Origin of the sequence: Streptomyces sp. NPDC087422 (assembly GCF_044744145.1) — a bacterium.
Classification (GTDB): domain Bacteria; phylum Actinomycetota; class Actinomycetes; order Streptomycetales; family Streptomycetaceae; genus Actinacidiphila.
Genome location: NZ_JBIUXT010000009.1, coordinates 290,023 through 301,094 on the forward strand (window position 1 = coordinate 290,023; position 11,072 = coordinate 301,094).

Sequence of the window (11,072 nt, forward strand, 5' to 3'; positions counted from 1 at the left end):
ACTCCGACGACTCCGACGAACCCGCCGCGTCACCCGTCAGCCCCGCCCCCCGCTCGGAGCCGGGAACAGAAGCAGGGGAGGAACCGGCGGCACCCGTATCCGAGCGCCGGTCCGACCGCGCGCCCGTCTGCGGACCCGAGCCCGTGAAGGACCCCGAATCCGTGACAGGAACGGAACCGGAATCGGCGCCAGCGCCGGAATCCGAGCCGCTGTCCGCCGCCTCATCGGCGTCGTCGGCGTCCGCGGAGCCGCCCGCGTCCCCCATGTACCAGGCGGGCGCCGCGTCGCCCAGGCTGAACTCACCCGTGTAGTCGGCGTCGCCCCGGTCCTCGACAGGGCCGGCCCCGCCCACGCGGCTGTCGTCCCGATCGCTGCTCACAATGCCTCCTGGTCTGCTGCTTCACCGTGTCCCCGCGACGAGTCCGGCCCGTAGAAAGCCGCTCGTCGGCGCGGGACACCGTCGCGGGACCGCACCGCTGCGCGCATACCCACGCATCCCATGTCCGATCCCCCTCCCCGTCAGGGGCAAGACTAATCGTCGGTAGCCTTCCGATGTCAGGCCCGCCCTCATGGGTCAGTGCCCCTCGCACACCACCCTCACGCGCCGGGCGGCGTCCCCGCCCGCGCCCGGAGATGACCCGCGGGTAAGCGGACCGCCGCGGGCTGGTACTCTGGGTGACGGTCACGTGTGTGTACACACCCCGTGATCCCGCGCCTCGCGAGTCAACGAAGCATCCCCCGCGATGAATACCGGGGGCGCTCGGAGGCCACTGATACCTGAGGAGTCCGTATGTCGCTCGACGTCGAGACGAAGAAGCAGATCATCGCCGAGTTCGGTACCAAGGAGGGCGACACGGGCTCCCCCGAGGTCCAGGTCGCTCTGCTCTCGCGCCGTATCTCGGACCTGACCGAGCACCTCAAGACCCACAAGCACGACCACCACTCGCGTCGTGGTCTGCTGATCCTGGTCGGCCAGCGCCGCCGTCTGCTGCAGTACCTGGCCAAGAAGGACATCACGCGCTTCCGTGAGCTCCGCGAGCGCCTCGGCATCCGTGCCGGCGCCGCGGGCGTTCGCTAAGACGCCGTGGAGGGGGAGCGGTACCCGCGAGTCGGGGCCGCTCCCCCTTTGCCGTATACGCGATACGCGCCGTGTACGGCGAAGCATCGCCGTAGTGGCCATATACGCGCCGAGCGACGAAGCGCGCACATGAAGTGCGTGATGTCTCCGTCGTCTGGTGCAATGGTTATCAAGTATGAGGAGGAGCGTCCTCCTGATCGCCGAACAGCCGGTCCTCGGTAGTGGCCTCCGGAAGACACACGCCCCGGAGGCTTCGATCGAAGACCGGCACCGGTAACAGGACGCCCCTCCACCGATGGCCTGCCAGGGAAACGCCCTGCGGGCATGGACGAGGAGAATCCCCATAGTGGAGAACGAGACCCACTACGCCGAAGCCGTTATCGACAACGGCACGTTCGGCACCCGCACCATCCGCTTCGAGACGGGCCGCCTGGCCCGTCAGGCCGCCGGCTCCGCCGTGGCCTACCTGGACGACGACACCATGGTGCTGTCGGCCACCAGCGCCTCGAAGCAGCCCAAGGAGCACTTCGACTTCTTCCCCCTCACGGTGGACGTCGAGGAGCGCATGTACGCGGCCGGCCGGATCCCCGGTTCCTTCTTCCGCCGCGAGGGCCGCCCCTCCGAGGACGCGATCCTCACCTGCCGGCTGATCGACCGCCCGCTGCGCCCGTCCTTCGTCAAGGGCCTGCGCAACGAGATCCAGGTCGTCTGCACGGTCATGGCGCTCAACCCCGACCACCTGTACGACGTGGTCGCGATCAACGCCGCCTCCTGCTCCACGCAGCTCGCGGGCCTGCCCTTCTCCGGCCCGATCGGCGGCGTCCGCGTCGCCCTCATCAAGGGCCAGTGGGTCGCGTTCCCGACCCACAGCGAGCTCGAGGACGCCGTCTTCGACATGGTCGTCGCGGGCCGCACCCTCGAGGACGGCGACGTCGCGATCATGATGGTGGAGGCCGAGGCCACCGCCAAGACGATCCAGCTCGTCGCGGGCGGCGCCGAGGCGCCGACCGAGGAGATCGTGGCCGCGGGCCTCGAAGCCGCCAAGCCGTTCATCCGGACGCTCTGCAAGGCGCAGTCCGAGCTGGCCGCCAAGGCCGCCAAGCCCACCGGCGAGTTCCCGATCTTCCTGGACTACCAGGAGGACGTGTTCGAGGCCCTGGAGTCCGCCGTCACCGGCGAGCTGGCCCAGGCGCTCACCATCCCCGGCAAGCAGGCCCGTGAGGCCGAGCTGGACCGCGTCAAGGGTCTGGCCGCCGAGAAGCTCCTCCCGCAGTTCGAGGGCCGCGAGAAGGAGATCTCCGCCGCGTACCGCTCGCTGACCAAGAAGCTGGTCCGCCAGCGCGTCATCAAGGACAAGGTCCGCATCGACGGCCGCGGCGTCACGGACATCCGTACGCTGGCCGCCGAGGTCGAGGCCATCCCGCGCGTGCACGGCTCCGCGCTGTTCGAGCGTGGCGAGACCCAGATCCTGGGCGTCACCACCCTCAACATGCTCCGCATGGAGCAGCAGCTCGACACCCTGGCGCCCGAGACCCGCAAGCGCTACATGCACAACTACAACTTCCCGCCGTACTCGGTCGGCGAGACCGGCCGCGTGGGCTCGCCCAAGCGCCGCGAGATCGGCCACGGCGCGCTCGCCGAGCGCGCCCTGATCCCGGTCCTGCCGACCCGCGAGGAGTTCCCCTACGCGATCCGTCAGGTCTCCGAGGCGCTCGGCTCCAACGGCTCCACGTCGATGGGCTCGGTCTGCGCCTCCACCATGTCGCTGCTGAACGCCGGTGTGCCGCTCAAGGCCCCCGTCGCCGGTATCGCCATGGGCCTGATCTCGCAGGAGATCGACGGCGAGACGCACTACGTGGCGCTCACCGACATCCTCGGCGCCGAGGACGCGTTCGGCGACATGGACTTCAAGGTCGCCGGCACGAAGAACTTCGTGACCGCGCTCCAGCTCGACACCAAGCTCGACGGCATCCCCGCCTCCGTGCTGGCCGCCGCGCTGAAGCAGGCCCGTGACGCCCGCCTCCACATCCTCGATGTGATGAACGAGGCCATCGACGTCCCGGACGAGATGTCCCCCAACGCCCCGCGGATCATCAGCATCAAGATCCCCGTGGACAAGATCGGCGAGGTCATCGGCCCCAAGGGCAAGATGATCAACCAGATCCAGGAGGACACCGGCGCCGACATCTCCATCGAGGACGACGGCACCGTGCTGATCGGCGCCACCGAGGGCTCGCAGGCCGAGGCGGCCCGCGCGGTGATCAACCAGATCGCCAACCCGACGATGCCCGAGGTCGGCGAGCGCTACCTGGGCACGGTCGTGAAGACGACCACCTTCGGCGCGTTCGTCTCGCTGATGCCCGGCAAGGACGGCCTGCTGCACATCTCGCAGATCCGTAAGCTCGCCGGCGGCAAGCGCGTCGAGAACGTCGAGGACGTTCTCGGTGTGGGCGCCAAGGTGCAGGTCGAGATCGCCGAGATCGACCAGCGCGGCAAGCTCTCGCTGATCCCGGTCATCGAGGGCGAAGACGACGCCGAGGACGCGAAGGACGAGTCGGAGAAGTGACGACCCGCTCCACCGCAGTGACGGCCCGCCCCTCCACCAAGGGGCGGGCCGTCCGCACGCGGACCCTCCTCCCGGGCACCGACGGCATCGGGACCGTACGGCGCAGCGTCCTGCCCGGCGGGCTGCGCGTCGTCACCGAGACGCTGCCCACCGTCCGTTCCGCCACCTTCGGCATCTGGGCGGCCGTCGGCTCCCGCGACGAGACCCCGGTGCTCAACGGCGCCACCCACTACCTGGAGCACCTGCTCTTCAAGGGCACGGAGCGCCGCAGCGCACTGGACATCTCCGCGGCCGTGGACGCGGTCGGCGGCGAGATGAACGCCTTCACGTCCAAGGAGTACACCTGCTACTACGCGCGGGTGCTCGACACCGATCTGCCGCTGGCCATCGACGTGGTCTGCGACATGCTCACCGGGTCACTGATCCGCCAGGAGGACATCGACGCCGAGCGCGGCGTCATCCTGGAGGAGATCGCGATGACCGAGGACGACCCCGGCGACCAGGTGCACGACCTGTTCACCACCGCGATGCTCGGCGACACCCCGCTCGGCCGCCCCGTCCTCGGCACCGTCGAGACCATCAACGCGCTCACCCGCGACCAGGTCGCCCGCTTCTACAAGCGGCACTACGACCCCACGCGGCTCGTCGTCGCCGCCGCGGGCAACGTCGACCACGCGGCCGTCGTCCGCCAGGTCCGCCGCGCCTTCGAGAACGCGGGCGCCCTGCACGACCCGGACGCCGTCCCGATGGCGCCGCGCTCCGGCAGCCGTACGCTCCGCGCCGCGGGCCACCTCGAACTGCTCGACCGGCGCACCGAGCAGGCCCATGTCGTCCTCGGCATGCCCGGCCTGTCGCGCAACGACGACCGGCGCTGGGCGCTCAGCGTGCTCAACACCGCGCTCGGCGGCGGCATGAGCTCCCGGCTCTTCCAGGAAGTGCGCGAGAAGCGCGGCCTGGCCTACTCGGTGTACTCCTACACCTCGTCCTTCGCGGACTGCGGCCTCTTCGGCGTCTACGCGGGCTGCCAGCCGCGCCGGGTGCCGGAAGTGCTCAAGATCTGCCGGGACGAGCTGCACCAGGTCGCGGAACACGGCCTGACCGACGAGGAGATCGGCCGCGCGATCGGCCAGCTCTCCGGCTCCACGGTGCTCGGTCTCGAGGACACCGGCGCGCTGATGAACCGGCTCGGCAAGAGCGAGCTGTGCTGGGGCGAGCAGTTGTCCGTCGACGACCTGCTCGGCCGGATCGCCACGGTGACCCCGGACGACGTACGCGCGGTGGCCCGCGATGTACTGGGCCAGCGGCCGTCGCTGGCCGTCATAGGGCCGCTCAAGGAGAAGCAGAGCGCGCGCCTGCGCGAGGCGCTCGCGTAGCGGACCGGCTCGCGGGAGCCGCGGCGCGCGTGCCGTCAACCGATGTGAGATGCGAAGGACGAGGACAGGACAACGATGAGCAAGCTCCGTGTGGCCGTCATCGGCGCCAAGGGCCGGATCGGATCAGAGGCGGCACGCGCGGTCGAGGCGGCCGACGACCTCGAACTCGTCGCGGCGATCGACCGCGACGACCGGCTGGAGACACTGACCGAGTCCGGTACGCAGGTCGCCGTCGACCTGACGCACCCCGACGCCGTCATGGGCAATCTGGAGTTCTGCGTCGGCCACGGCATCCACGCCGTGGTCGGCACCACCGGCTGGACCCCGCAGCGGCTCGACACCCTGCGCGGCCGGCTCGCCGCGTCGCCCGCCACCGGGGTGCTCATCGCGCCGAACTTCTCCATCGGCGCCGTCCTCACCATGCGCTTCGCCCAGCAGGCCGCCCGCTGGTTCGAGAGCGTCGAGGTCATCGAGCTGCACCACAACCGGAAGGCGGACGCCCCCAGCGGCACCGCCACCCGTACCGCGCAGCTCATCGCCGCCGCCCGCGCGGAGGCGGGCCGCGCCCCGCAGGAGGACCCCACCACCCACGCCCTGGACGGCGCCCGCGGCGCGGACGTCGACGGCGTCCCGGTGCACTCGGTACGGCTGCGCGGCCTGCTCGCGCACCAGGAAGTGCTCTTCGGCGACACCGGCGAGACCCTCACCATCCGGCACGACTCGCTGCACCACAGCAGCTTCATGCCGGGCATCCTGCTCGCGGCCCGTACCGTGCCCGGTGTCCCCGGCCTCACCTTCGGCCTGGAACACTTCCTCTCGGACGACCACCGCGCGCTTCAACCGGACGAGGGCTGACGCGGAGGACCGAACCGGAGGACGGAACCGAAATGCGCGCCAAACTCAGCTACGCCGTGTCCGCGGTCGTGCTGGTCTTCTACTTCGTGCTGGTCGGCGACCGCGGGGTGCTGCTCATCGCGGACGGCCGCCCGGTCACCGTCGTCTTCGGCGTCGCCGTGCTCGTCCTGCCGCTGATCGGCGCCTGGTTCCTCTGGCACACCACCCAGTTCGCCCGCCACGCCGGACGGCTCGGCCGCGAACTGGAGGCCGAGGGCGGCCTGCCCGTGGACGAACTGGTCCGTACGCCCAGCGGCCGGATCGACCGCGACTCGGCCGACGCGGTGTTCGCCAAGCGGCAGGCCGAGACGGAGGCCGCGCCGGACGACTGGCGCAACTGGTTCCGGCTCGCCGTCGCGTACTTCGACGCACGCGACACCCCGCGGGCCCGCAAGGCGATGCAGCGGGCCATCGCGCTGCACGACGGGCGCGAGGTGCGCGAGCGGGTCTAGGCGGGCCGCGACCGGGCGCGACTCCTCATACGGGTGTGCCCGGTCGAATTCATCCGGCCGTGCACCCGGGAGGGTGAAGCTGAGCGCGGCTCAGCGCAGTTCGGCGGCCCAGCCCTCGATGGCGTCGGCGGCGAGGTCGAACGCCTCGACCCGGCCGAGGAAGTCCGCGTTGTGGTCGGTCAGCATCGGCCGCAGCGGACGGCCGCCGCGCCGGGTGATCACCAGTGCCTGCCCCTGCACACTGCGCGGCAGCCCCAGCACCCGCACGGGCTGCTGCGCCGTGCGCACCGAGACCACCTGGCTCCACGACACCGTCGAGGTGGAGAAGAACTCCACCTGGCGCAGGCCCTTCCCGCTCACCCACACACCCACGCGCAGCAGCCGCAGGGTGACCGCGATGATCACGAACGCCGAGAGCAGGCACGTGACGCCGCCCTGCCCGCTTCCCGCGGCGACCATGATCAGCGCGGCGAACAGCAGGTACGAGGCGAAGACCAGCAGCAGCGCCGCGGTCGCGACCCGCCACGGTCCTGGACGGTAGGGCCGCATCCAGCGGTCCTGGTCGGCGTGCGGCAGCGCACGTCCGGGCGTGAACTCATCGACGAAGGCGGTGGTGGAATTGTGGGGGAGGGACACGCGGGGAATCCTCTTCGGGTCTCCGGCAGCTTCCGGCACGAGCGGGCTATGACGGGTGAGGCTAGCCGCCGTGCGGCGCCGCGGCTACCTCGGGTCGTCCGATCGGCCCTGGCCCGCCCGACGAACGCTGTCATACGGAGCGAATAGGCTGGCGCCGCACGGCAGAACAGCCGCCCGACCGCACACCGGCTCAACCGCACACCAGCTCAACCGCACACCAGCTCAACCGCACAGCCGCCAAGCAGGAAGGACCTCGGGTGCCGACCGAGACCACCACCGGGACCACCGTCCCCGTCCAGTTCCGCGACGACGTGACCGTCGACCTCGTCAAGCACAGCGCCTCTGACGGCGACGTCCTGTGGGCGGCCCGGGTCTCCACCGCCGGAGAGCAGTCCCTCGAAGAGCTGACCAAGGACCCCGAGCGCTCCAAGGGCCTGATCAACTACCTGATGCGCGACCGCCACGGCAGCCCCTTCGAGCACAACTCCATGACCTTCTTCATCAGCGCCCCGATCTTCGTCTTCCGCGAGTTCATGCGCCACCGCGTCGGCTGGTCGTACAACGAGGAGTCCGGGCGTTACCGCGAGTTGCAGCCGGTGTTCTACGTGCCGGGGCCCGAGCGGAAGCTGGTGCAGCAGGGGCGGCCGGGGAAGTACGAGTTCGTGCACGGCACCGCGGAGCAGCACGAGGCGGTGCGGGGGGCGATGGAGGAGTCGTACGCGCATTCGTACGCGGCGTACCAGGAGATGCTGGCGGCCGGGGTGGCCAGGGAAGTGGCGCGGGCGACGCTGCCGGTCGGGTTGTTCTCGTCGATGTACGCGACGTGCAACGCGCGCTCGCTGATGCACTTCCTGGGGCTGCGGACGCAGCACGAACTGGCGGCCACGCCGTCGTTCCCGCAGCGGGAGATCGAGATGGTGGGGGAGCGGATGGAGGCCGCGTGGGCGGGTCTGATGCCGCTGACACACGCGGCGTTCAACGCGAACGGCCGGGTGGCACCGTAACGGCCGGAACCGATCGGCGCGACCGCAGTCAAATGTCCGAAGTGTTCAGATTGCAGGCATTCGTGAAGTTCATCTAGGCTGCTGAAACGGACTCCGGCGTTGCTTGAACCCCCGAGCAGGCACCGCCGGAGTCCTTTGCGCAGGTCCCGAGGCTGCATGCCCGTACACACACCGAGTAGCGTGGACCCATGGCTCCGACCTCCACCCCCACGGCCCCCTTCGGGCGGGTCCTGACCGCAATGGTCACGCCGTTCACCGCGGACGGCGCCCTCGATCTCGACGGCGCGCAACGGCTCGCCGCCCACCTCGTGGACGCCGGGAACGACGGTCTCGTCGTCAACGGCACGACCGGGGAGTCGCCCACCACGAGCGACACGGAGAAAGCCCGGCTCGTACGGGCCGTCGTGGAAGCCGTCGGAGACCGCGCCTTCGTCGTCGCCGGAGCCGGCACCAACGACACCCGGCACAGCGCGGAACTGGCCCGCCAGGCGGAGAGCGCCGGCGCCCACGCCCTGCTCGCGGTGACGCCGTACTACAACAAGCCCCCGCAGGAGGGCCTGTACCGGCACTTCACCGCCATCGCCGACGCCACCGGGCTGCCCGTCATGCTCTACGACATCCCCGGTCGCAGCGGCGTCCCCATCGACACCGAGACCATCGTCCGGCTGGCCGAACACCCCCGGATCGTCGCCAACAAGGACGCCAAGGGCGACCTCGGCGCCGCGAGCTGGGCGATGTCCCGCAGCGGCCTGGCCTGGTACTCGGGCGACGACATGCTCAATCTGCCGCTGCTCTCCATCGGCGCCGCCGGCTTCGTCTCCGTCGTCGGCCACCTGGTCTCCGCCGAACTGCGCGCGCTCCTCGACGCGTACACCAGCGGCGACGTCACCAAGGCCGCCGAGATCCACCAGCGACTGCTGCCGGTCTATACCGGCATGTTCCGCGCCCAGGGCGTCATCACCACCAAGACCGCCCTCGCGCTGCGCGGACTGCCCGCCGGTCCCCTCCGGCTCCCCCTCGTGGAGCTGGACCAGGCCGCCACCGAACAGCTCAGGAGGGATCTCGCCGCAGGCGGGGTAGACCTCTGACCACAGACTTCACAACTTAATAGGTCCGAACACGCACAACCGCACAACCGAACGACTGCACAACCGCACAGCCGAAAGACCGCACAGCCGACGATGCGCACTGCCGCATACGCACGGAAAACACGATGTCACGCGCGCCGCGACCCAGGAGGGTCCGGCGGCGCGCGTGGTAGGGAGAGACTTTTGAGCCATCCGCACCCCGAACTCGGCCCCCCGCGGACCCTGCCCGACGGCGGCCTCCGGATCACCCCGCTCGGCGGCCTCGGAGAAATCGGCCGCAATATGACGGTCTTCGAATTCGGCGGCAAGCTGCTGATCGTCGACTGCGGAGTGCTCTTCCCCGAGGAAGAGCAGCCCGGCGTCGACCTGATCCTGCCGGACTTCACCTCCATCAGGGACCGCCTCGACGACGTCGTCGGCGTGATCCTGACCCACGGCCACGAGGACCACATCGGCGCCGTCCCCTTCCTCCTGCGGGAGAAGGACGACATCCCGCTGATCGGCTCCAAGCTGACCCTCGCCCTGATCGAGGCCAAGCTCCAGGAACACCGCATCCGGCCGTACGTGCTGGAGGTCAAGGAGGGCGAGCGCGAGCGCATCGGCCCCTTCGACTGCGAATTCGTCGCCGTCAACCACTCCATCCCGGACGCGCTGGCCGTCGCCATCCGCACTCCGGCGGGCATGGTCGTCGTCACGGGCGACTTCAAGATGGACCAGCTCCCGCTGGACGGCCGCCTGACCGACCTGCCGACCTTCGCGCGGCTCGGCGAGGAAGGCATCGACCTGCTCCTCGCCGACTCCACCAACGCCGAGGTCCCCGGCTTCGTCGCACCCGAGCGGGACATCTCGCAGGTGCTCAGGCAGACCTTCGCCAAGGCGGACAAGCGGATCATCGTGGCGAGCTTCGCCAGCCACGTCCACCGCATCCAGCAGGTCCTGGACGCCGCGCACGAACGCGGCCGCAAGGTGGCCTTCGTCGGCCGCTCGATGGTCAGGAACATGGGCATCGCCCGAGACCTGGGCTACCTCAAGGTGCCCAGCGGTCTCGTCGTGGACGTCAAGGTCCTCGACGACCTGCCCGACGAGAAGGTCGTCCTCGTCTGCACCGGCTCCCAGGGCGAGCCGATGGCCGCCCTGTCCCGGATGGCGAACCGCGACCACCAGATCCGGATCGTCGAGGGCGACACCGTCATCCTCGCGTCCTCCCTCATCCCGGGCAACGAGAACGCGGTCTACCGCGTGATCAACGGCCTCACCCGATGGGGTGCCAACGTTGTCCACAAGGGCAACGCCAAGGTCCACGTCTCCGGCCACGCCTCGGCCGGCGAACTGCTGTATTTCTACAACATCTGCAAGCCGCGCAATCTGATGCCGATCCACGGCGAATGGCGACACCTGCGCGCCAACGCCGATCTCGGCCAGCTCACCGGCATCCCCAAGAACCGCTGCGTCATCGCGGAGGACGGCGTGGTCGTCGACCTCATCGACGGCGTCGCCAAAATCGCGGGCAAGGTCCAGGCCGGTTACGTGTACGTCGACGGTCTCTCCGTCGGCGACATCACGGAGTCGTCGCTGAAGGACCGCCGCATCCTCGGGGAAGAAGGCATCGTCTCGGTCTTCGTGGTGGTCGACTCGACCACCGGCAAGATCGTCGGCGGCCCGAACATCCATGCCCGCGGTTCGGGTATCGAGGACGACGCATTCGCCGCCGTCATCCCCAAGATCGAGGAGGGGCTGTCCCGTTCGGCCTCCGACGGGGTGATGGAAGCACGCCAGATCCAGCAGCTCATCCGCCGCTCGGTCGGCAAATGGGTCTCCGACACCTACCGTCGGCGACCGATGATCCTCCCTGTGGTGGTTGAGGTCTGACGCCTCGTCAACCACTGGACCAGGAGCGGGCCCCCGGATTTGCATCCGGGGGCCCGCTCCAGTACGTTGGCACAACCGCCTCGACGAGACCCGCGGAAACGTGTGTGCTCGG

The 11,072-nt window shown here is 69.8% G+C and carries 9 protein-coding genes and 1 pseudogene; 8 read left to right on the forward strand and 2 right to left on the reverse strand.

Features of this window, described 5'->3' with window-relative positions:
- Positions 1-262: 262 nt before the first annotated feature.
- A pseudogene (locus tag ACIO6U_RS27295) lies at positions 263-379 on the reverse strand (SCO5717 family growth-regulating ATPase); the annotation flags it as partial.
- Positions 380-790: 411 nt separating this feature from the next.
- Between ACIO6U_RS27295 and rpsO the strand changes: the two are divergent.
- The 5 genes from rpsO (at position 791) to ACIO6U_RS27320 (ending at position 6,363) form a co-directional block, all read left to right on the forward strand.
- Entirely contained in the window at positions 791-1,078 is a 288-nt protein-coding gene (rpsO, locus tag ACIO6U_RS27300) for a 30S ribosomal protein S15 (protein ID WP_033173003.1), read from the forward strand.
- A gap of 346 nt (positions 1,079-1,424) precedes the next feature.
- Positions 1,425-3,644 carry a polyribonucleotide nucleotidyltransferase gene (locus ACIO6U_RS27305; protein WP_355349816.1) on the forward strand — a complete coding sequence of 740 codons (2,220 nt, stop codon included), beginning with the start codon at positions 1,425-1,427 and terminating at the stop codon, positions 3,642-3,644.
- Positions 3,641-5,017 carry a M16 family metallopeptidase gene (locus ACIO6U_RS27310; protein ID WP_401723083.1) on the forward strand — a complete coding sequence of 459 codons (1,377 nt, stop codon included), beginning with the start codon at positions 3,641-3,643 and terminating at the stop codon, positions 5,015-5,017. The genes ACIO6U_RS27305 and ACIO6U_RS27310 overlap by 4 nt, the downstream gene beginning before the upstream one ends.
- Positions 5,018-5,092: 75 nt before the next feature.
- Positions 5,093-5,872, forward strand: coding sequence for a 4-hydroxy-tetrahydrodipicolinate reductase (gene dapB, locus ACIO6U_RS27315; protein WP_401723086.1), 780 nt, complete (start codon positions 5,093-5,095; stop codon positions 5,870-5,872).
- A 32-nt stretch (positions 5,873-5,904) separates the two neighbouring features.
- Positions 5,905-6,363 (forward strand): hypothetical protein, encoded by a 459-nt coding sequence (locus ACIO6U_RS27320; protein ID WP_355349825.1) that lies wholly within the window; start codon positions 5,905-5,907, stop codon positions 6,361-6,363.
- A gap of 90 nt (positions 6,364-6,453) precedes the next feature.
- Here the strand turns inward: ACIO6U_RS27320 and ACIO6U_RS27325 are convergent, their stop codons facing one another.
- On the reverse strand, positions 6,454-6,999 hold the full coding sequence (locus ACIO6U_RS27325; RefSeq protein ID WP_355349828.1) for a hypothetical protein: 546 nt from the start codon (positions 6,997-6,999) through the stop codon (positions 6,454-6,456).
- Positions 7,000-7,256: 257 nt separating this feature from the next.
- Here ACIO6U_RS27325 and thyX point away from each other — a divergent pair, with 257 nt between their 5' ends.
- From thyX to ACIO6U_RS27340, 3 genes are all read left to right on the forward strand, one after another.
- Positions 7,257-8,003, forward strand: coding sequence for an FAD-dependent thymidylate synthase (gene thyX / locus ACIO6U_RS27330; protein ID WP_355349831.1), 747 nt, complete (start codon positions 7,257-7,259; stop codon positions 8,001-8,003).
- 188 nt (positions 8,004-8,191) lie between these two features.
- A complete protein-coding gene (gene dapA / locus ACIO6U_RS27335) occupies positions 8,192-9,091 on the forward strand; it encodes a 4-hydroxy-tetrahydrodipicolinate synthase (RefSeq protein WP_401306045.1) in 900 nt (299 codons plus the stop codon).
- 183 nt (positions 9,092-9,274) lie between these two features.
- Complete coding sequence (locus ACIO6U_RS27340; protein ID WP_355349837.1) at positions 9,275-10,960, forward strand: ribonuclease J; 1,686 nt, start codon at positions 9,275-9,277, stop codon at positions 10,958-10,960.
- The last annotated feature ends 112 nt before the right edge of the window (positions 10,961-11,072 follow it).

Excerpts from the sequence above, each read along its gene's own strand:
- rpsO (WP_033173003.1), top strand. The coding sequence starts at position 791 with ATGTCGCTCGACGTCGAGACGAAGAAGCAGATCATCGCCGAGTTCGGT.
- dapB (WP_401723086.1), top strand. The coding sequence starts at position 5,093 with ATGAGCAAGCTCCGTGTGGCCGTCATCGGCGCCAAGGGCCGGATCGGA.
- ACIO6U_RS27320 (WP_355349825.1), top strand. The coding sequence starts at position 5,905 with ATGCGCGCCAAACTCAGCTACGCCGTGTCCGCGGTCGTGCTGGTCTTC.
- dapA (WP_401306045.1), top strand. The coding sequence starts at position 8,192 with ATGGCTCCGACCTCCACCCCCACGGCCCCCTTCGGGCGGGTCCTGACC.